This window comes from Anaerostipes stercorihominis (assembly GCF_057535655.1).
The window spans coordinates 255105-277202 of sequence record NZ_BAAJCL010000002.1 but is presented as its reverse complement, the minus strand read 5'-3'; the positions used below and the strand labels follow the sequence as shown (position 1 = coordinate 277202).

22 protein-coding genes are annotated in these 22098 nt (G+C 42.7%); all 22 read right to left on the bottom strand.

The window, feature by feature from the left end; genetic code table 11:
* Positions 1 to 11: 11 nt before the first annotated feature.
* The 22 genes from AC27EF_RS03430 to AC27EF_RS03325 all read right to left on the bottom strand — a co-directional run bounded on the left by AC27EF_RS03430 (position 12) and on the right by AC27EF_RS03325 (position 22090).
* Positions 12 to 1268 (bottom strand): zinc-binding dehydrogenase, encoded by a 1257-nt coding sequence (locus AC27EF_RS03430; protein ID WP_487108855.1) that lies wholly within the window; start codon positions 1266 to 1268, stop codon positions 12 to 14.
* Between the two features lie 14 nt (positions 1269 to 1282).
* Positions 1283 to 2104: a PTS system mannose/fructose/sorbose family transporter subunit IID gene (locus AC27EF_RS03425; protein WP_487108853.1), complete on the bottom strand. Its 822-nt coding sequence runs from the start codon at positions 2102 to 2104 to the stop codon at positions 1283 to 1285.
* Positions 2105 to 2118: 14 nt separating this feature from the next.
* Entirely contained in the window at positions 2119 to 2937 is an 819-nt protein-coding gene (locus tag AC27EF_RS03420; RefSeq protein WP_487108852.1) for a PTS mannose/fructose/sorbose transporter subunit IIC, read from the bottom strand.
* Positions 2938 to 2960: 23 nt separating this feature from the next.
* Positions 2961 to 3440 (bottom strand): mannose/fructose/sorbose PTS transporter subunit IIB, encoded by a 480-nt coding sequence (locus AC27EF_RS03415; protein ID WP_487108851.1) that lies wholly within the window; start codon positions 3438 to 3440, stop codon positions 2961 to 2963.
* Complete coding sequence (locus AC27EF_RS03410) at positions 3437 to 3871, bottom strand: PTS sugar transporter subunit IIA (RefSeq protein ID WP_487108850.1); 435 nt, start codon at positions 3869 to 3871, stop codon at positions 3437 to 3439. Before AC27EF_RS03410 ends, AC27EF_RS03415 begins: the two co-directional genes overlap by 4 nt.
* A gap of 207 nt (positions 3872 to 4078) precedes the next feature.
* Positions 4079 to 4735, bottom strand: a complete 657-nt coding sequence (locus AC27EF_RS03405) for a tetratricopeptide repeat protein (protein WP_487108849.1) — start codon at positions 4733 to 4735, stop codon at positions 4079 to 4081.
* Positions 4736 to 4874: 139 nt separating this feature from the next.
* A complete protein-coding gene (locus AC27EF_RS03400; RefSeq protein ID WP_487108847.1) occupies positions 4875 to 6644 on the bottom strand; it encodes a ComEC/Rec2 family competence protein in 1770 nt (589 codons plus the stop codon).
* A 250-nt stretch (positions 6645 to 6894) separates the two neighbouring features.
* Positions 6895 to 9354, bottom strand: coding sequence for a glycogen/starch/alpha-glucan phosphorylase (locus AC27EF_RS03395; RefSeq protein WP_487108846.1), 2460 nt, complete (start codon positions 9352 to 9354; stop codon positions 6895 to 6897).
* Between the two features lie 128 nt (positions 9355 to 9482).
* A complete protein-coding gene (locus tag AC27EF_RS03390) occupies positions 9483 to 11177 on the bottom strand; it encodes a S8 family peptidase (protein ID WP_487108844.1) in 1695 nt (564 codons plus the stop codon).
* Positions 11178 to 11205: 28 nt separating this feature from the next.
* Entirely contained in the window at positions 11206 to 11661 is a 456-nt protein-coding gene (locus tag AC27EF_RS03385) for a threonine/serine exporter family protein (protein ID WP_487108843.1), read from the bottom strand.
* Positions 11658 to 12419: a threonine/serine exporter family protein gene (locus tag AC27EF_RS03380; RefSeq protein ID WP_487108842.1), complete on the bottom strand. Its 762-nt coding sequence runs from the start codon at positions 12417 to 12419 to the stop codon at positions 11658 to 11660. The genes AC27EF_RS03385 and AC27EF_RS03380 overlap by 4 nt, the downstream gene beginning before the upstream one ends.
* A 119-nt stretch (positions 12420 to 12538) precedes the next feature.
* Positions 12539 to 13402: a DegV family protein gene (locus AC27EF_RS03375; protein WP_487108992.1), complete on the bottom strand. Its 864-nt coding sequence runs from the start codon at positions 13400 to 13402 to the stop codon at positions 12539 to 12541.
* Between the two features lie 74 nt (positions 13403 to 13476).
* The gene (locus AC27EF_RS03370; RefSeq protein WP_487108841.1) at positions 13477 to 14058 is read right to left on the bottom strand and encodes a nucleoside triphosphate pyrophosphatase; all 582 of its coding nucleotides are present in this window, start codon (positions 14056 to 14058) and stop codon (positions 13477 to 13479) included.
* Between the two features lie 116 nt (positions 14059 to 14174).
* Positions 14175 to 16265 carry a polyribonucleotide nucleotidyltransferase gene (locus AC27EF_RS03365; RefSeq protein ID WP_487108840.1) on the bottom strand — a complete coding sequence of 697 codons (2091 nt, stop codon included), beginning with the start codon at positions 16263 to 16265 and terminating at the stop codon, positions 14175 to 14177.
* Between the two features lie 221 nt (positions 16266 to 16486).
* Positions 16487 to 16753 (bottom strand): 30S ribosomal protein S15, encoded by a 267-nt coding sequence (gene rpsO, locus AC27EF_RS03360; protein WP_487108839.1) that lies wholly within the window; start codon positions 16751 to 16753, stop codon positions 16487 to 16489.
* Between the two features lie 129 nt (positions 16754 to 16882).
* Complete coding sequence (proC, locus tag AC27EF_RS03355) at positions 16883 to 17686, bottom strand: pyrroline-5-carboxylate reductase (RefSeq protein WP_487108838.1); 804 nt, start codon at positions 17684 to 17686, stop codon at positions 16883 to 16885.
* Between the two features lie 15 nt (positions 17687 to 17701).
* The gene (locus AC27EF_RS03350; protein ID WP_487108990.1) at positions 17702 to 18583 is read right to left on the bottom strand and encodes an RluA family pseudouridine synthase; all 882 of its coding nucleotides are present in this window, start codon (positions 18581 to 18583) and stop codon (positions 17702 to 17704) included.
* 32 nt (positions 18584 to 18615) lie between these two features.
* Positions 18616 to 19113, bottom strand: a complete 498-nt coding sequence (gene lspA, locus AC27EF_RS03345; protein ID WP_487108836.1) for a signal peptidase II — start codon at positions 19111 to 19113, stop codon at positions 18616 to 18618.
* A 4-nt stretch (positions 19114 to 19117) separates the two neighbouring features.
* On the bottom strand, positions 19118 to 20203 hold the full coding sequence (gene aroB / locus AC27EF_RS03340) for a 3-dehydroquinate synthase (RefSeq protein WP_487108988.1): 1086 nt from the start codon (positions 20201 to 20203) through the stop codon (positions 19118 to 19120).
* Positions 20193 to 20777: a DivIVA domain-containing protein gene (locus AC27EF_RS03335; protein WP_487108835.1), complete on the bottom strand. Its 585-nt coding sequence runs from the start codon at positions 20775 to 20777 to the stop codon at positions 20193 to 20195. Before AC27EF_RS03335 ends, aroB begins: the two co-directional genes overlap by 11 nt.
* A gap of 9 nt (positions 20778 to 20786) precedes the next feature.
* Complete coding sequence (locus tag AC27EF_RS03330) at positions 20787 to 21542, bottom strand: YlmH/Sll1252 family protein (RefSeq protein WP_487108834.1); 756 nt, start codon at positions 21540 to 21542, stop codon at positions 20787 to 20789.
* Positions 21543 to 21550: 8 nt separating this feature from the next.
* Entirely contained in the window at positions 21551 to 22090 is a 540-nt protein-coding gene (locus AC27EF_RS03325; protein WP_487108832.1) for a cell division protein SepF, read from the bottom strand.
* Positions 22091 to 22098: the final 8 nt, after the last annotated feature.

The following is a 22098-nucleotide window of genomic DNA, read 5'->3' as shown; positions in this document are numbered from 1 at the left end:
GCTCCCTTCCTTTAGATTACAGGAGCATTCTGTAAGAAATACCTTTCTGCCTCATCACTCCATAAATCTCCATGACGTTGTAAGATTGGTTTCAATTCGTTAATAAATTTATTATCGCTTTTTTCTCCAATCTTGTCAACTTCTGTCAATGGGAATTTCTTATGTGTATAGACAATTTTCTTTCCTCCGCCGAGCTCCGGCAGAGCCTTTGTCACTTCCGCCACATGATCCAGTCCTAAAATATGGGTTGCAATTTTAGCTGCATTGACGATTTTTTTCTCAATCAATTCAATGGACTGCTTCATATCTTCTGTATTTCCGCCGCTGGTTCCGACAAAATGTGTCGAATCATAGTGAACATGATAAAAATTAACCTTAGCGGAAAACTCCTGATCCGCCGGACCCGAGAAGAAATTCAAACAGCCGTCATAAGCAAGCATCTTTGTTCCGTAGGTTACCATCTCTTCATTCGGCGCAAAAATCATCACGTCGTCAAAACCCTTTGGGGAATATTTGCGAAGCTCTGTGTTTACATCTTCCAAATCTCTTGTATTTACATAGACCAGACGCACTCCCTGTTTCTTTGCTTCTTCCGCCGTATAAAGTCTGGCCGCCATATCCAGTTTTTTCTGGGTTCTTCCGGTAACCACCAAGACTGATGGTTTTTTCGGACCGTGAATCGCAAAATCAATTGCCAGAAATCCCATTGGTCCGGTAGCTCCCAGAAGCGCCATAGCGCCGCCTTCTTTGATTCCCATGACATGCTCGTAACTATACATTTTCTTCATATGATACTGAGCATTGAAGGCTCCCACAACACAAGACAGTGGTTCCACCAAAGATCCCTCAAAAAATGAATCTCCATTATACTTCAATAAGGAACCGTTTTCCATCACCTGATTTGAAAAAATGATGGTTGTGGCATCTCCTCCCATATAGCGATAGGAATATCCCGGAGCATATCCTTTTTCATCTCCGATATTCGGCTGAATCACAAATTTATCCCCCTCTTGGTACTGGTGTTTCCATTTTTCTCCTACCTTTAAAATAACGCCGCAAAATTCATGTCCGAGGATAATTGGATGTTCTCCAATATCCTCCGGTACCTTTTTATGTTTCTGCGCCTGTGAGATTGCCTTGTAACTGGACATACAAAGACTGTCCGTTACAACTTTCGCCATAATCTCATCATCTTTCATTTCCGGCAGTTCAAATTCATCCAGTTCTAATTTCATTTCTCCATAAAGTCTTACTGCCTTTGTTTTCATGAGCTCCTCCTAACTTAGGCTAAAATTCCCAATCCATATCCTACAATTCCTACTGCAAATAAGATAAAGATAATTGCAATGGGACTGATATTTTTCTTTAATAATTTTGATACTGCCAAGGTTAAAATAAGCGCCAGCAATCCCGGAAGCAGTTGATCTAAAATATCCTGAACCGTTGTGACGGTTGTCTTTCCATTGGTTGTCACTTTTGAAACTACCAGAGGAACATTGATTGTGGTCCATTTGGATACCAGAGCACCCATCACAAACAATCCGAGAATGGAAGCTCCCTCTGTCACTTTCTGAAGCATATTTCCTGCCAGATGCTTCACAAAATCCAAGCCCTTTTTATAACCAAATTCCAGGCCGAAATAAAGTGCAGCCATACGAACAAGATTAAAAGCAAAGAAGAATAAGATCGGTCCTAACGCGCTTCCTCCCAGAGCAAGAGAAGCTCCGATTGCAGCGGTGATCGGACGCAGCGTTCCCCAGAAAATCGGATCGCCAACTCCGCAAAACGGTCCCATCAAACCAATTTTGATACTTCCGATGGTTCCCTCGTCAATATCAGCGCCATTTGCCTTAGATTCTTCTAACGCTGCCGTCACTCCAAGAACCGGTCCTACAGCGCCCGGTGTTACATTAAAGAAAGTCAGATGACGTTTTAATGCCGCAACCCGTTCCTCTTTTGTATCATATAATCGTTTGATTGCAGGAACCATATCAAATGCCATTCCAAGACCGTGCATTCTTTCATAGTTGAAAGATGCCTGCTGCAAATTGGTTCGCAAAAACATATTAATTCTATCGCCTTTTGTTAATTTCTTTTCACTCATTTTCTTTCCTCCTCTTAATCCAGCTCATCATCTAAATCATCGTCCAAGTCTACCGATGCCGTATCCGCAGCTGCAGCCGGTGCTGCTTTCACTTCCGCGAATTTCGGATTCAGCTGTACATAGATAATCGCAAATACTGCGCCCATAATTCCAAATGCTACCAGATTAAATTCTGTAAATGCAGCAATCACAAATCCAAGGAAGAAAAATGGCATCAGATATTTTGCACCCATCATATTGAGCACCATCGCATAACCTACAACGACGATCATTCCTCCGGCTACGGTAAGTCCTCCGGTAATCACTTTCGGAATGCTGTCAAGCAGTGTCTGAACTCCGCTCGGGCTGACTACCGCCGCTACTAAGAAGGTCGGAACCGCTACACGAAGCGCCTGAACAGCCAGCGCCGCTACATGGCAGATATCAATCATTCGGAAATTGGCATCTTCTGCATATTTATCTGCCGCATGCTGGAAGAAAATTGTTACGGTACGTGCAAAAACCGTTAAAACCTGTCCTGCCACAGCCACCGGAAGCGCGATGGCAATTCCATTGGCTACAGACTGATTTCCCACAATAACAAGAATTGTGGAAATAATACTTGCCATGGCAGAGTCCGGAGATTGCGCAGCGCCGATATTCATCCACCCAAGAGCAATCATTTCCAGAGTTCCCCCCAATAAAATTCCTGTCTTTACATCACCTAAAATCAGACCTACGATGGTACATGCGATTAGCGGTCGATGTGTCTGGAAAGAATCCAGAACACTTCCCATTCCGGCAATGCACCCAAAAATAACTAATAGAATAATTTGAACTGTTGATAAACCCATTTTTAAATCCTCCTTGGTTTTCCTTATTCGTCGATCTTACTCATAAGATCCACTTTTTTATCCGTTGCAACCGGACGAATTTCCAACTCAATTCCCATCTCATGAAGTTTCCGAAAGGCTGCCACATCGCTGTCATCTACGGAAACCGCTTTGGTAATTTGACGCTTTCCGGTCTTAAATGCCATTCCTCCGATATTTACGCTCTGAATCGGAACTCCTGCCTCTGCCATGCGCAGTACATCCTGAGGACATGTGTATAAGAAAAATACGGTATCCTTTTCATACTTCGGATTGTTATAAACACGAACCGCTTTCGCCACATCAATGACACTCACCTTAACTCCCGGAGGTCCCACCTGCAGCAGCAATGTCTTTCGGATCTGGTCTTTTGCCACTTCGTCGCTGCAAATAATAATTCTTTCTGCATTGGCTTCTTTCGCCCAAACAGTTGCCACCTGTCCGTGGATCAACCGGTCATCAATTCTTACTAAATTAATTTTCATAGCTCATCTTCCTCCTCTGTATCACACGTTGTATCCTCTAAGGTTTTCTTTAAAGATTTGATATAAGTTTCATCGGATAATTTGTCAAACACCTGACTGGCTTTGATGTGTTCTTCCATGGTCCTGATTCCCACAATATCAATCAGCATTGGCAGACTTAAGCCGGTAATGACATCCATTCGTTCCTGTGTCATAGCTGTTTCAAATGCCGCATTATAAGGACTTCCGCCAAACAAATCTACGAGAAATAAAATTTCACAGTCATCTGCATATCCGTCAATTAATTCCTTATATTTTGCTTTCAATGTTTCTGCATTTTCCCCTGGAACAAATGTTACCACATCCAAATCTTCGATCTGCCCAAACACCATTCCTGCGGAATTTACAACCTCTTTTGCCAGCATGCCATGAGCTGCTAAGATCAATTTCATTTTTGTTTCTCCTTTATACAAAACTTAGTTTCTCATTTTCTTTTCGCGCGAAATTTTATTTTGTATCTTTATCATACATTCAAAATATAATTTTGTCAATATTTTTTTTGTGAAATTTTATTTTTTATACAGTCGTCGTGTACATCCCGAAAAAAAAGGACAGAAACCTTTCTTCAAGGTTTCTGTCCGAATGGAATCTTATTTCTTTCATGATCTTGTTTCTAAAAAGGTCAGCTCCTGCTTCCCTTTTGAATCGTTGGGATACATTTTTACATATTCTTTTGCATACCGATATGCCTGATCAAAATCAAACATCGCCTCATAAGCGCTGATTCTGGCAAATAGTACCTCTTTTTTTTGCTGAAGGTTTTCCTGTTTTAAAGCTCCTTCTAAAATTTGCAATCCTTTTTCGTACTTTCCCTGTTTTGCGTAAATACCATACTTGGCGCTGTAAAGATCTCCGGCTTTTGGAAGCTCTTTGATTCCTTCATTGCACACAGACAACGCCTGCTTTGTGTTTCCCTGTCTCATAAGGCAGTATGCTTTCATTGCATAAGCCCGGCTCTCTCCCCGATTTGCCAATTTATCATAAATTTCTATCGCATCCTCATAACGCCCCATCTGATAAAGCGCTTCTCCTTCATAAAAAAGAACGTCGGTTTTCTGCTGAGTAAAAAGCAAAGTAAATTTTCCGGAAGCTTTATGAAACTGTTCATAGGCTTTTTGATATTCTTTCTGATTGATATACGAAATTCCCTTATTTGCCGTCATCTTTTGACTGATATACCCATAACCGCAAACTGCTGTCAATACAACAGCGATGGCAATCGCTGCCGCTAAAATACCTTTTAATCTACGATCCATTTTATTTCTCCTATTCTGCATGTTTTGCATCATTGATGTAAAAATATTTTTCGCATTGTATGAATCTTAGTATATCAAAATCTCTTTCATCACACAAGAAAGAATCCTGCTTTCGCAGAATTCTTCCTGTATTCTCAGTTTAATATTTCGTTAAATAAAATCCTTTGGTTTTTCTCGTTGTAATATTTCCGGATTTGTCAATCCAGCGCACATAAAGGCGTACTTTTTTATTGCGTTTTTTATAGGTTACGCTGTTTCCAGTCTTCCACTTATATTTTGTATTCTTTTTTCCCTTTGGAACAATTTTATACTGAATTTTTGACTTTCCACTGGTTCCATAAGAAGCGCTGAATTTAAATTTGACTGATTTGCATCTGCGCAGTCTTTTTGTATAGCTGTTTTTTGCCGAAGTCTTCACCGTCTTAATTCCGGATCGGCTTGCTTTAATTTTAACGCTGGTTGGCGCTTTCGTGTCAACGGTAAATCCCGGCAGTTTTAGATCGGTAGAACCAAACGGCGTATTGTATCTTACATAGATTCTTCCTACGTTTCCGTTTTTTACCGTGTAAGAGGTTCCGGTTTTATAAGGAACCGTTCGGTTATCCACGCCTTTTTTTACAAACTTATACTGAATGCCGGTCAACTTTGTAAACGGATTGGCAGTTCCGTAAAATCTAACCGTAATATTCTTCTTCTCATAGATTTTGTAGGAATTTGCCGCGCTGGTCAGTGTCGGCGCCAATTTTTTTGTATTATTTGAGGTTACGCTCATCTGCTTCATATAAGGAGAGGCTGTGGTTGTCTGACTGCCTTTATGACTCGGCGTTTTCCCGCCTTTTTCCGTGGACATGGTCAGGTAGGTTCCGTCAGAATTTACCACAATGGTTCCTTTGTCACTGGTCTGATAAACGTCCAGTTTGGATAAATCCTTCAGCACCGTTGCGTAAGGCACACCGCCTTTGCCTGCCACATTTTTATATCCGTTGCTGATAATTGCAATGTTCGCCTTACTCCGGTCAATGACATACTTATGATCCGAATAGTTCTGTCCTGAATTTATATCCTTCTGCGTTACATCATTGAACCCGTGATGGGGTTCCTTTAACACCTGAGCCGTCAGATCATAGCCTTTGGCAGCAATTTTTTCCATGGTTTCCTGCTGGGCATCTCCGGTCATTAAAAAAGAATTCTTCCCATAGGTGATTTTGCAGACAATGGAATATTTATTTTCCTGTCTTGTATCCAAATCCACTCTCCGCCCATATTGATAATCATTTTCCAGCGGACCGTAAAACGTTAACCTTGCTTCTCCCAGCTTCACCGGACTTCCGGCTTGGGGAATCTCATAGACCTCGTCCACATTTTTTCCGATCTTCTGACAGTATTCCTCTAATTTTCCTTGAAAGGTTTTAAATACCTCTGTATCCACCGTTGTCCAATGGGTCTCGGCAGTTTCCTGGGCTTCTCCCTCCACACCGGTCTCTAAATACTGCAAATTCAAATCATTTCCATAGATCTTTTTAATCTCAATCTCCTCATTGATCGCAGCATCTAAAATCTTCTCCATTCCTCCGATATGATCCTGATGCGGATGAGTGATCAATACAAACTCCAAACAGTCTATATTATGTTTCTTTAAATACTCATAAGCAGGAAATTCCTTTTTTGCATATGCAGGGTCTGATGTCTTATGGTAGGTACGCGCTCCCGCATCAATCAACGCATATTTTGCGCTACTTCCTTCTCCGTATTGCAACAACGCTGCGTCTGCCTGTCCCACGTCAATATAATGAATTTTAAAATTCACTGCCGCATCGACTGCTCTTGTTTTTCCGCCGGACAACCCCAATCCCCAGATCAGGCAAACCAGCAGAACACAAGAAATCAGCTTCCCCAAGTTCTTTTTCATAAGTCCACTCCATTTCTCTTCTGATTCACTTTCATAGCATTAAAAATTTAACATATTTTTAATATTTATGCAACTATTTTGCAATATTTTCTCAACTTTTTCCTCAAAAAAGAAAATCATTATCAGCCCAAAGCGGAAAAGTCCGCCTCAAACTCCCTGAATGCTTCAATCCTTTTACCATAAAAAACCAGAGAATTCCGGCATAGAACTCTCTGGTTTCCTACAGCACAATCTTAAATTGCTTTGATATTTACGGACGAACGCGATCCAGCTTCCAAATATCGTCTACATACTCCTGAATTGTACGATCTGACGAAAATTTGCCGCATCCTGCAGTATTTGTCATCGCCATCTTCGCCCATCTTCTGGTATCACGATATGCTTCTTCCACTTTTTTCTGTGCCTGCGCATAGGAACGGAAATCTTTCAAAATAAAATACATATCCGCCTGACTTCCGGTGTCTCCAAACAGCAGACTCTGATACAAATCCTTATAAAGCTCCGGATCTCCGTCGGAATACGTCCCATCCACCAATTGATCTAAAACTTTATGGATTTCTTCATCCTGCTGATAAATCTCATATGGATGATAGCCGCCGTAATTTTCATAATTGATCACTTCCTCAGAACTCATGCCGAAGATAAAGGCATTCTCTTTTCCAACCTCATCTACGATCTCCACATTGGCTCCATCCATAGTTCCGAGAGTTGGTGCACCATTTAACATAAACTTCATGTTTCCGGTTCCTGAAGCCTCCTTGGATGCAGTGGAAATCTGTTCGCTGACATCTGCTGCCGCAAAGATCAGCTCTGCATTCGAAACGCGATAGTCTTCAATAAATACTACTTTTAACTTTCCTTTAATGGAAGCGTCATTGTTTACTTTATCAGCTACGGCATTAATCAGCTTAATCGTCTGTTTCGCTCTCAAATATCCTGCTGCCGCTTTTGCTCCAAAAATAAAGGTTCTCGGATAAAACTTCATATTTGGATTCTTCTTTAGCTGATTGTAAAGATACATCACATGCAGAATATTCATTAGCTGACGTTTGTACTCATGGAGACGTTTTACCTGCACATCAAAAATTGAAGTCGGATCTACTTTTATTCCATTATGCTTTAAGATATAATCTGCCAGACGTTTTTTATTCTGAAGTTTAATGTCCATAAATTCTTTCTGTGACTTTGGATCAGAAACATATTTTTTCAGTCCGGACATCAGAGACAAATCCATCGCCCACATATCAGTACCCAGTTTCTTTGTCACCCAGTCTGCCAACAGTGGATTTCCATGCATCAGGAAACGTCTCTGTGTAATTCCGTTGGTTTTATTGTTGAATTTCTCCGGCATCATCTGGTAGAAATCTTTTAATTCCTGTTTCTTTAAAATCTCTGTATGCAGCTTTGCAACACCGTTGACGGAATATCCTGCTGCAATTGCCATATGTGCCATTCGAACCTGACCATCCCAGAGAATTGCCATCTTGCGAACCTTTTCTTCATTTCCCGGATAAGTACTGCGAATCCGTTCTACAAACCGGCGATCAATTTCTTCCACAATCTGATACACGCGGGGAAGCAGCCTTGAGAACAAATCAATCGGCCATTTCTCCAGCGCTTCTGCCATAATCGTATGGTTGGTGTATGCACAGGTCTTTGTCGTTACTTCCCATGCTTCATCCCATCCGAGGCCTTCTTCGTCCATGAGAATTCGCATCAATTCCGCAACGGATACTGTCGGATGCGTATCATTCATCTGAATTGCAACCTTTTCATATAACCTGGTAATATCGTCATGTTGTTTCTTATATTTTTCCACGGCTGCCTGAAGGCTGGCTGATACAAAGAAATACTGCTGTTTTAGGCGCAGTTCTTTTCCTTCATAGTGATTATCATTTGGATAAAGAACTTCTACAATATTCTTTGCAAGATTCTTCTGTTCTACTGCCTTATCATATTCTCCCTTGTCAAAAGAATCCAGCTGGAAGTCTGTGATCGGCTCAGCATCCCAGATTCGCAGTGTATTGACAACATGATTTCCATATCCCACAATCGGATAATCATATGGTACTGCCAATACAGACTGATAATCTTTCTGTACAAAATTCATTCTTCCGGTCGCTTCCTCATAAACAGTCTCAATATGACCGCCAAAACGAACCTCTTTTGCATATTCCGGACGCTTCAGTTCAAAAGGATTTCCATCTTTCAGCCATGTGTCCGGCACTTCCACCTGATATCCGTTCTCAATTTTTTGTTTGAACATTCCATACTGATAACGAATTCCGCATCCATATGCGGCATATCCTAAAGAAGCCAGGGAATCGAGAAAGCATGCCGCCAGACGCCCCAATCCTCCGTTTCCCAACGCAGGATCCGGCTCCTGATCTTCTACCATATTCAGATCTACGCCTAATTCTTCCAGCGCCTCTTTCACTTCCTCGTATACGGACATATTAATCATGTTGTTTCCAAGAGCTCTCCCCATCAGGAATTCCATGGACATGTAGTATAAAATCTTCGGGTCTTTTTCATCATATGCTCTCTGTGTATCCATCCAGTCTTCGATCATCCATTCCTTAATGGCATAAGCAACTGCCTGATAAATCTGCTGCTCAGATGCTTTGTCAAGCTCTACGCGGAACTGAGTCTTTAAGTTGTTCAGCACTTCCTGCTTGAACAGTTTCTTTTCAAATCTTCTTTTTTTCATTCTAATATTGCCTCTTCCTTTCGTATTTCCTAACATATAAAGTTTAACATATAATTTAAGAATTTAATAGGATTATTGTCAATGTATTGTGTATTTTTTTTAAGTCAGAATCGTTTTTCTTCTCTGTCCTACGGAAGACTTTCCCTAGCGCACAGACGCCCGTAGCCCACCTGATTGTTGGGGTATTCCGAAAATCCTTCCAACCTTCTTGCTCCTCGGTGCAGATATGCCCGAATCCTTTCCCCATAGAAATAGGGGTCATTTCCTTTCACAATTCCCCATTCCATAAAAAGCGCCGATGCTCCCGTTACAAAGGGAGTTGCCATAGAGGTTCCTGACATCACGGTCTCGCCTCCTCCAGGCGCCGCTCCAGCAATTCCCACTCCGGGAGCCACAAGATCCGGTTTCGGAGGGCACAAAAATTCCTCTCCCCTCCCGGAAAATTCCGCGTAAGACTGATATGTCAAATGATACGCTCCCACCGCAACGATTTTATCTGCAGTCGACGGAATTGTCAGCGTAAACGCTTTGCTCGGCTCCAAAAACCTCGTCTCAGAATTGGTACCTGCCGATACCGGAAGCCACATTTCATATCTTCCACTGACAATCACTCCCGGCGTCAGCCGCAGTCTCCATTGTCCGCTTTCAATCATCGTTTCCTGTGGAACAAAGGAAAAGTAAATTTCCTGTCTTACATTGTAGGGCGGCGGTGTTCCATAATAAACAAAGACACTGGTTGCTCCATACTGATATGCTGACGTACCCGGCTGATTTAAAATCCTGTGACTTCTTCCCGATGGAGAAACCAATTCTATCTCAAAATCATCTGCAAAGTTTTTCCAGATCTGCAGATTCATATTGGGTTCAAAGGGAGCGATGTCAAACAAAATTTCCTCTGTGTCATTCTTTAATTTCCCGTGTCTGTGCCGTCCGGTGTCTCCCTCATTGCCCGTGCCGATACAAATCACATTTTTCCATTGATCCGACATCCTTGTCAAAAACGTTTCCAGAAGAGAGTTTCCCCGATGATCTCCATAATTATGCCCATAGCTTATGTTAATTGCCAGAGGTTTCCCCGCCTGTTTTGCCGCATCCATCACAAACTGGACAGCCATCATTAATTGCGTCGTTCTTGGAAATCCCCGCTCCCTTGCAGCCGCAAGCTTGACAATCAACAATTCAGATTGCGGCGCCACCCCTCTGGTTCCCGCGCAAATGGATGCCACATGCGTTCCATGTCCGGATGTATCTCTGCTGGGAACGATCGAACTTCCGTCTTCACTGCGGATTGCCAGGTTGATCTGTTCCCTGTTATAAACCGTTCCCATCGTAAATGGTTCCGGCGGATTTCCCGGAATTGACTGATCCCACAGGACCGCAATTCTTGTGTTTCCCTGATCGTCACGAAAATCGGGATGAAAAATGTCAATTCCGGTATCAATGACCGCAATAAAAACTCCTTCTCCCGAAAGCCCCAGAGGCGGCGCCTGAACTGACAAAATGCAGGAGGCAGCAATCCCGGCTCGTTGTTCTAACAGCATTGCCTTGGGCTTTTCCATAAAAATCACCTGAGGAATCCTTGAAAACGCCGCAATCACCTCCTCCCGCAAATATGCAATGGCATACCCTCCGCTCAGAGGCTCAATTTCCACACCTTCCGGAAATAAAATCTCATCAAGGGAACCTGCATATTGAAAGATAATTTCCCATTTTCCACTTTCTTCCTCATAGCCTACGTTTAAGTCCATTGCTTTTTCCCGCTCTTCCTCCGGTATTTCCAGTGCAAGATTCAATTGACTGTCAATCTTTTCATCCCCGTCCATCCCATCTTTCCCTTCTCTTTTTCTTCCTTCATCTTATGTGATATTTCCGGTAATAATGCAAAAAAGCGGAACAGAACCCGTAAATGGAAGATGCGGCAATGATTCCTGCTGCAATGGAAATGGCTGTCAGCAGCGTCTGCTGTCCATAATAGGAAAAGAACCCCCATTCTTTTGCAATCGCATAATTCATCGTATAGTACAGCCCTCCGCCGGGAACTAACGGGATGATTCCGGTAATCAAAAATACAGTAACCGGCGTTTTTAAAACCCTCGCCATAACTTCTGCATAAACCGTTGCCGCTGCTGCGGCTGCCAGGTTGGCAGTAAAGACGTCCGGGATTTGATGCCATACTGCCAGATACGTCATCCACGAAACCATTCCTGCAAGACCTGCCATCAGCAATTTTTTCCCCCGAAGATTATAAAGAAGCGCAAATCCCAAACTTCCGATAAAACTTGCAGCAATCTGAATCAATTCTCTCAAGACCATACACCTCCCCAAAAAAACAGGGCGAGAAAGGATCCTCCCGCTAAAAAAACAGCAAGAACTACGGACTCACACAATCTTAGAATCCCAGACATCATGTCTCCCCCGATCATATCCCGAAGCGAATTCACAAAAGCAACTCCCGGTACTAACAGCATCAGATTTCCAATAATTATCGTTCCGTAATCTGAAGTGATTCCGACTTTTGCCGCCAAATATGCTCCCGATGCCACAAAAAAGGATAAAAGGAAATTAAAAACCATGGAGTTGGGCGCAAAAACTTTCAGATATTTTGAAATCACGGTCATAATCCCTCCAATACAAAAACCCAGCATTCCCTCTATCACCCCGCCGCCGAAAAATAATGTAAATGCGGCTGCAATCACCGCCGATGTCATATTTTCCATCACAGGAGAAACAGTCTTCCCCTGCTGAATCTGGCGGATTCGCTCCTCTACTTCTTTTTCTTCCGGCAGGCATCGGCACATATAGCGCGACAGCTGATTTAATTGATCCAGTTTCCAAAAATCTGTGCGATAGCTGCGAATTCTCTTGGTCTGGGTCCAGACCTCTCCCTGGAAGTCTGTAATAGATGTGACAATACTGGAAGTAATCGAAAAAACTTCTGTCTCCTGCGCTCCATATGCCTGGCAAATCCTTGTGATCGTATCCTCCACTCTTGAAACTCCGGCGCCGGAAACCAGCATGCTCTCTCCGATTTCCATTGCAAAGGCAAGTACTTTCTTTAACTCCATCTTATCCTCCTTTCCTCTATATCTTTTTCACTGTGAAGGTATTTTAGCACAAAGAAAATCCCTGTGCCACAAGCACACAGGGATTTCACTTAAATTTCATATTCTCTTTACATCATTTTTCAAATTTTATGGGTCCATGCAGCGGCAATCGCTCCCGCTCCGATATGACATGCCACACTTAAGGACAGCGGATCCATATGAAGTTCCATTTCCGGAAATTCCTCTCTCAGCTCCTCTTCCCACTGCTTTGCAGCTTCCTCATCCTTTGTATAGGCAGCCTGAAGATACGCATGTTCTCCGTAATTGCCATCTGGAAACCGTTCTTCCAATTCTTTTCTAATCGCTCCGATCATCTTTTTCTTTGCCAGCTTTACGCCTCTTGTCTTCGCAAAAGCATCCAGCTTTTCTCCGTGAATCTGCAGCACCGGTTTAATCCCAAGAACCGTTCCGATGGCAGCTCCCGCCGCAGTTACTCTGCCGCCTTTCTTCAAATATTTCAAAGTGTCGACCATAATATAAATACCGGAATCCAGTTTTTCTTTCTCTAATATCTCCCGGATTTCCCGGGCACTCTTCCCTTCCTTTGAGAGACTGACCGCATCCATTACAGACTGTCTCTGTGTTACAGAAATTCTCTGATTATTGACAACCTGAACCTTCCCATCGTAATCCTGCGCCAGCATCGCCGCAGTCTCACAAGAACTGCTTAATCCACTGGACATTGGAATATGAACAATTTCATCATGTGTTTCCAGAAGACGATCCCAAAGATCCAGCACATCTCCCGGTGCCGGCTGAGAAGTTTTAATGTCTCCGTCCTCCTGAAGTTTCTCATAAAACTCTTCCTGTGAAAGTGTAATATCCTCAAAATATAATTTTTCATTAATATAAAACGGCATCGGAATTACTGAAATTCCAAGTTCTTCTCCCTGCTTCTGAGTAATTCCGCTGTTACTGTCCGTTACAATCGCAATCTTGCTCATTTTGTAAATCCCTTTCTTTTCTGAATCCTTGACCCTGCCGTGTATCATCTTAAATTTTCCTTCACATTTTAACATCATACCAGATGATTCGCCTGTTCGTCAAAGATTTTTATCATTTCCTGATAAAACCTTGAAATCGGAAAGCCAACGACATTATAATAATCTCCCCGAATCTCCCGAATAAAAATCGCCGCTTTTCCCTGAATTCCATATGCTCCCGCCTTATCCATGGGTTCCTCTGTGTCAACATAGGCGTCTATTTCCTCCGGTGACATTGGATAAAACAAAACTTCTGTTTTCTCGTAAAAAATATGTTCTGTTCCTTCGCGGATCACCGCAACTCCTGTATATACCTGATGGGCGGACCCGCTTAACATCGAAAGCATCCGAACCGCATCCTTTTTACTTTTCGGCTTTCCAAGAATTTCTCCGTGATAGGAGACTACGGTATCTGCCCCGACCACCGCTGTATTTTTTCCTGTTTTTTCCCAGACATCTCTGGCTTTCTGTGCCGCCAGCTCCATTACAACCTCTTGGGGAAGTTTTTTCGTTATCACTTCTTCCACATTGCTTGGGCAAACTTCAAAGGAAATTCCGACAAGCTCCAGAAGCTCCTTTCGTCTTGGAGAGCCAGAAGCTAAAATTATATGTTCCATACTATTTTCCCTCCCGCGCGAATGCAGCGCAGCTTTTCATATACTTTCGGATATGATAAAACAGCTTTTCATATACTTCCGCATACAAAAAGCTGCTTCGTTATGGCTTCTTTTTCTTAATCTTCGATTTTCTCTTCTAATTTCAAATTAATGCGGCCCATCTTATCTATTTCCAGTACTTTTACTGCCACTTTATCTCCAATATTGAGAACATCCTCGACCTTTTCCACTCTTTCCTTGGAAAGCTTGGAAATGTGGATCATTCCGTCTTTATTCGGGGACAACTGTACAAAAGCGCCGAAATTCATAATTCTTACGACTTCTCCCTCATAGATATCTCCTACGTTTAACGGCTCCACAATGGATTTGATAATACGGATGGCTTTATCAATCATTTCCTGATCTTCACTTAAAATATCCACACGACCGCTTTCATCAATATCAATTTTCACACCGGTCTCATCAATGATGCCATTGATGGTTTTGCCCTGTTTTCCGATGACTTCTGAAATTTTTTCAGGATCAATGGTATATTGTGAAATTTTCGGAGCATATTTTCCCACATGATCTCTTGCCTGTCCGATCACAGGATTCATGACTTCATGAAGGATATAAGTTCTTGCTTCTTTTGTTCTTGCAATCGCCTCTCTTATAATCTGCTCCGTCAGTCCATGAATCTTAATGTCCATCTGGATTGCTGTGATACCTTTGTCTGTACCTGCTACTTTAAAATCCATGTCACCGAAAAAGTCTTCCAGTCCCTGGATATCCGTAAGAATGATGTAATCATCATCGGATTCTCCTGTCACCAATCCCACAGAAATTCCCGCTACCGGCGCTTTTGTCGGCACTCCTGCCGCCATCAGAGACAAAGAGGAAGCGCAAATACTTCCCTGAGATGTGGAACCATTGGATTCCATAATCTCAGATACAGTACGAATCGCATACGGAAACTCCGCTTCTGTCGGAAGTACCGGTACTAAGGCACGCTCCGCTAAAGCTCCGTGTCCGATTTCACGACGTCCCGGACCTCTGCTTGGTCTTGTCTCTCCTACAGAGTAAGACGGGAAATTGTAATGATGCATGTAGCGTTTTCCTGTCTCTGCCACATCAATTCCATCCAGTCTCTGAGCTTCGGATAAAGAGCCTAAAGTCGTGACTGTCATAACCTGTGTCTGTCCTCTCTGGAACAAAGCAGAGCCATGAACCCTCGGCAGACAGTCAATCTCTGCATGAAGGTGACGAATTTCTTTGATATCGCGGCCATCCGGACGCTTTTGATCCTTTAGAATCATTTTTCTTACGGTCTTCTTCTGGAATGCATAGACAGCCTCTCCAATCTGAGCCAGCCACTCTTCGTTATCTGCATAACGTTCTTCTAATTTCTCTTCAATCCCACGGATATTCGCTTCTCTTGTCTGCTTGTCATCAGTAAATACAGCCTCTTCCATAGCTTCCGGTGTAATGAACGCTACCATATCATCGTACATTTCCTGATCTACCACATGATGTTCATAATCATGCTTTTCTTTTCCGCATTCTGCAACAATGGTATCAATAAACTTGATAACTTCCTGATTTACCTCATGTGCCTTAAAAATCGCCTCCAACATCACATCTTCAGGAATTTCATTGGCTCCCGCCTCAATCATAATGACTTTCTCTCTGGTAGATGCCACCGTCAGCGCCAGATCTGAAACATCTTTTTGATCAGCAGTCGGATTTATTACAAATTCTCCATCCACCAATCCTACCATTGTCGATGCTGTCGGTCCATCAAACGGAATATCCGAAATTGCCGTTGCAATAGCCGAACCAAGCATTGCAGTCAGCTCAGGACTGCAATCAGGATCTACAGACATTACCAGGTTGTTTAAAGCCACATCATTGCGGTAATCTTTCGGAAACAGCGGGCGCATCGGACGGTCAATCACACGGTCTGTCAAAATTGCATTTTCAGACGGCTTGCCCTCTCTTTTTAAATAGCCCCCCGGAATCTTTCCAACTGCATATAATTTCTCTTCATACTCTACACTTAATGGAAAAAAGTCAATTCCATCCCTTGGTTTTTCAGAGGCAGTTGCTGTGGATAATACAACCGTATCTCCATAGTGCATCAATGCCGCACCATTTGCCTGTGCTGCAACACGTCCCACCTCAACCATCAGGGTGCGTCCTGCAAGTTCCATACTAAACTGTTTTGTCATAGTTTCGTCTCCTTTTTATTTTCTGTCTTAAGGCGCCGAAACAACTGAAAAACCGGCTGCGCACACTCTTCCAGCCGACTTTTCAGTAGTCTCGGGAAACGCCTCAATAACTTAGTCAGTATAACATAATTTTCTTTCCATGACCAGTAATTTCACCAGATCCAAAAGAAAAAAACACTTATGCTGCATAAAAATACAGCAAAAGTGTTTTCAACCTTTGATTATTTTCTTAATCCTAATTTTTCAATCAGAGCACGATATCTTTCCACATCTTTGCTCTTTAAGTAAGCTAATAAATTACGTCTCTTACCAACCATTTTCAGAAGTCCTCTTCTTGAATGATGGTCTTTCGGATGCATATTGAAATGCTCCTGAAGTTCCTGAATTCTTGCTGTTAAGATGGCAATCTGAACCTCCGGTGAACCTGTGTCATTGGCATCTTTTCCGTACTTTGCTACAATCTCTGCTTTTTTTTCTGATGAAATCATCTGTTTTTCCTCCTTAAATCTTTTGATACCGCCATATACCAAGAAAGGGTCGGAGTGCCCAAATCCGGGTATCGGCTTTCTAACTTTTTCAGTATAACATATTCATTTTTACTTTGTAAAGAAGTATCTCTATTTTTTTCCCAATTTGTGATTCACTTCCGCCGCCGCATTCACTGCCTCCATCACAGCGCTTCTCATTCCCTTTTTTTCAAGGACTCTGACTGCCTCAATGGTTGTTCCTGCCGGTGAGCAGACTGCGTCTTTTAATTCTCCCGGATGTTTTCCGGTTTCCAAAACCATCTTCGCACTTCCCAACACTGCCTGGGCGGCAAAGGTATACGCCTGAGCTCTTGGTAACCCCTGCTGTACGGCAGCATCTGCCATTGCCTCAATAAACATATACACATAGGCCGGAGAGCTTCCGCTGACTCCCACTACGGCATCCATTAAATTTTCTGTAATTTTTTCTGCTTTTCCAAAACTCTCAAAAATATGTAATACCTGATCAAATTCTTCGGGCTTTACATATTCATTACAGCAAAGTCCGGACATTCCCTCTCCAACCAATGCCGGCGTATTCGGCATAACGCGGACAATTTTAACCTCCTGTCCAAATTGACGCTCTGTTTTCGCCATAGAAACCCCGGCGGCAATGGTGACAATCAGCTGCTTCTTGCGAATGTCCTCTTTGATCTCTTTAATCACAGCCGGATACACCTGTGGTTTTACAGATAATACCAGAATCTCTGCCTCTTCTGCAACTTTATGATTCTCTGTTGTGGCTTCGATTCCGAACTCTTTTTTCATCTTTGCAACCTGTTCCTGTCTCGGATCAGAGACGATCAGTTCTTCTTTCTTATACACTTTCTGTTCCAAAATTCCGGTGATCATGGCCTGCGCCATATTCCCGCATCCGATAAACCCAAGTTTCATGGTTTCTTCCTCCTGTCATTGGTCTAATTTCTCTATAAGTTCTTCAAAATATGCCGGAAGCGGAACTTCAAATTCCAGATACTCTCCGGTTCTTGGATGCACAAATCCCAAAACCTTGGCATGAAGGCACTGTCCTTCCAGCATATATTTTGATTTTTGGGGACCATACACCGCATCACCCAAAAGAGGATGACGGATGGATGCCATATGGACCCGAATTTGATGCGTCCTTCCTGTCTCCAACTGACATTCAATGTATGTAAATCCCTTTTTCAGCCGCCGCAGTACCCGATAATGGGTCACCGCATGCTTTCCGCCCGGAACAATGGCCATCTTTTTGCGATCCTTGGAACTTCTCCCAATAGGTGCATTGATTGTTCCTTCCTCTTCCTTGATGTTATCATAAACAATCGCATGATATTTTCTTGTAATCGAATGATCGTAAAGCTGCTTTGCAATGGATTGATGCGCCTCATCATTTTTGCATATAATCAAAATTCCCGTAGTATCTTTATCAATCCTATGGACGATTCCCGGTCTTTGCACACCGTTGATTCCGGACAAGTCATCCTTACAGTGCGCCATCAGACCATTCACCAACGTTCCGCTTTGATGTCCTGCCGCCGGGTGAACCACCATCCCCTTTGGTTTATTAATCAAAATGACATCCGAATCCTCATACACAATCTCAAGTTCCATTGGCTCCGGCAGAATCTCAAGCTCCTCCGGAAGCGGAACCTCCAGAGTAATATGATCTCCCTCTTTGCATTTCTTATTTCCTTTGGAAATCCGACCATTCACTTTTGCCATGCCTTCTTTACAAAGTTTGGAAATATAGCTTCTGGTCAGGTCCTGACTTTCCTCTGCCAAAATCACATCCAGACGTTTTCCGTCCATATCTCCGATTACTGTAAATTCTACGTTCTCTTTCACGAAGCTTTCCTCCTGCCAAACACTGCAAGATCTTCCTCTTTATAATAGAACAGCAGCAAAATTAAAAGAACCGCTGCCGTAACTGTTACATAAATATCTGCCACATTAAAAATCGGAAAATCAATGAGACGAAAATAAAGAAAATCAACTACATATCCCCGAACCATACGATCTATCAGATTCCCGACGGCTCCCGCCATCAATCCCACATAACACCATCGAAGGGGAAGATATTTCTTTTGAAATGGCATCTTCCTGTAAAAGTAGGTCAAAAGTATAAAAACGATCAATGTCATGGCCAAAAACAGACGCTGATGATTTTGCAGAATTCCAAATGCAGCTCCCCTGTTTTCCAAATATTGCAGTTCAAAAACTCCCGGGACCAGAGAAATCCCTGTTGTCGGCTGCAAATATTCCAGAGCCCAGAATTTTGTCGCCTGATCCAGCGCTAAAAGTATTAAGATCATGAAAAAAATATGAATCTGTCTCTTCATTGTTCTAATCCCACTGCTCCAATGCTGTCATCATTTCTTCTTCCGCCACCTCCAGGTCAAGATATGCCTCGCCCACAGATCGCAGCAAAACAAACTTTATCCGATCTCCTACCATTTTTTTGTCTGATTTGGTCGTCTCGATGATCTCCCTGGAATCCAGATCTTTTAACGATTTCCAAAGCCCGAATTCCCGGAAACTTTCTTGAATTTCCTTCTTTTCCCCGGCTGTAATGTTTCCTTTGATCACAGAAATCTCCGCTGCAAGCTGACAGCCCACCGCTACACATTCCCCATGCAGCCATTGAAAATTCATCTGTTTCTCAATGGCGTGTCCGAGCGTATGTCCGAAATTCAATAAAGCTCTCTCTCCCTTTTCCTTCGGATCGCGCTCCACGACACCACCTTTGATCTGACAGCTTCGACAGATCATCTGCCCAAGCGCCTTATGATCCCGGTGTTTAATCTCGGAGCTGTGATCCCGAATCCATTGCCAGTAGTCCCGGTCTTTGATCAGTCCGTGCTTGATTACCTCTCCCATTCCTGAAAAATATTCTCTCTCCGGCAAAGATCTTAAGGTTTCTGTATTGATATATACCAGTTTGGGCTGATGAAAGGCTCCAACCATATTTTTATACTGTAAAAAATCAACGCCGGTCTTTCCTCCGATACTGCTGTCCACCTGTGACAGCAGGGTGGTAGGCACCTGAACAAAATCAATTCCTCTGAGGTACGTTGCCGCTGCAAACCCTGTCATATCTCCTACAACTCCGCCGCCCAATGCAATCAATAGATCCTGACGGTCAAAATGATGCTTGATCAAATGTTCATATAGAGTTTCTATGGTTTTTAACTGTTTATTTTCCTCTCCGGCAGTAAAACTAAACGTTATGGTCTTTGCCGCCCGCCCGGAAATCAGCGCATAAACCTCCCTTAGATAAAAGGGCGCCACATTGCTCTCTGTCACAATACATACTTTCTTTTTGTCCGGTTCCAAAAAGTCCATGGCTTTCACAAAATCGTCAAAGGAATCTCTGAGCAAAATATCATAGAGTTTTTTTCCCTCACTGCGAATTTCAATGTTACTGCTCATTTCCAAACTTTTCATAAGCTTCATCCTGCTCCTCTTTTTCTTCTTTCCCTGCAATCTGGAATTCCATTTCATACACAGGGTTTTTTAAAATATCCATCTGCCCGCCGATAAACTGCATCATTCTGGATTTATAGCTGTGATAGTCGCTTTCAAGCTTCCCGATTAACTTTTTGTAATTCTCAATCTCTGCCATCTGCTTAGCTTTCTCTGCTTCAAAATCCTCTTTGGCACTGACTGTAATCTGCTCCGCTTCCCGCTCTGCCTGACGCACAAGCTCCGTTGCGTTTCTGGAAGCCTCTTCTTCCATAGACTGTGCCGTCTTATTTGCATTTTCAATGGTCTCCTTAGAAGTTTCCTCCGCCAGAACCAAAGCCCGTTTCAAAGACTCTTCAATGGTCCGGTAATGGTTTAAATTTTCTGTCAGGGCAGATACCTTTTCGCGCAGCTCGTTATTTTCTTTATAAACCTTCTCATAATCTCTTGCAAGGTTCTCTAAAAACTCGTCCACCTCCACGGCTTTATATCCAAATCCTCTTTTTAGTTCCTTTCCCAATACTTCAACTGGTGTAATCATACTATCCTCCTATTGAAACACCGCCAGTGTTACGAACTGACGCCCTTTCTTCGACTGTTTTCCTAAATTTTCTACCAGAAATTTCCCATAACCTCTCACTGATATGACATCCCTCTGTTTTATCTTTTGTCCTCCGGAAATACAAAGTTTTCCATTGCAAAATACTTTTTGTCCTTTCAAAAGCCGATCGCTTGCGGTTCTTGAAACACCAAACGCCATGGAAATGAGAACATCCAAACGCATAGAAGCCGCAAATCCTTCCTTTTTCAGATACTTTTGCACAAAGCCCGTATCCTTAAAGATCACTGGTTCAGCATGGACGCTGGTGTGACGAACTTTTAAAAGCTGCTCCTTTAAGATTTTCCCAATATGCGAAAAACAAAAAACATAGGCATCTGCCCCATCTACCAAAATATCTCCAATCTGATGCCGCTCAATGCCCAGATTCATCATAGCGCCAAGATAATCTCTGTGAGTCAGATGTTCCGCATATTTTTCAAAAACAGGTGAGACTTTGGCACATGCCAACACCGTCTCACCTGGATACCCAAATAAATTTTCAGATCCAAACATCACAAAAGCTCTCGTAAAATGCTCATGCCCTCCCACCAGAGAAGGCTCGGCATAGGAAAGCTCCCGTTTCATCCCTCTATAGAGACTCTGCTCATATTCATTGAGAAAATGCGTATATGTATATACATTTTGACTGTAAGCTTTCTCTGCCAGCTCCCCGAGCCGCTTCTTTAACAACTCTTCTTCCTTCATAGCTCTTCTTACTTTAATTGAGGTGAGATCGTATTCTTGTTCATAATCTCATTCTTTAAATCCCCGTTGATTTCAATACTGTCCGGTGCCGCAATAAAAATATTATTGGATACCGCCTGAAGCGTTCCGTTGATGGCATAGGTTGCCCCGCCGATAAAATCAATACTTCTCTGCGCAATGGTAAGCTCTACCCCTTCCAGATTAATCACAACCGTTCTTCCTTCTCTCAGAAAATCCGCTGCGGTCTGTGCCTCTGCAAAATCCTGAGGCTTAATTACATAAACTTTGACTCCTCTTCCGTTCATAGAAACCACCTTACTGCTTCCTGTGCTGGCAAACTTACGTTTTCTCGCTTCTCTGCTTGTATCGAAAGGCTGGCTGACAACATTTGTCTCTTCCTCTATTGGTTGTTCCTTTTTCTTAAAAAACGAAAATCCGGAGCGTTCTTCTTCCTCCTCTTCGTCTTCATATTCTTCAAACTCTTCATCGTATTCTTCATCTTCTGTAAGTTTCATAAAGTTCAGCAATTTGTCAACTGTACCCTTCATTGATCTTC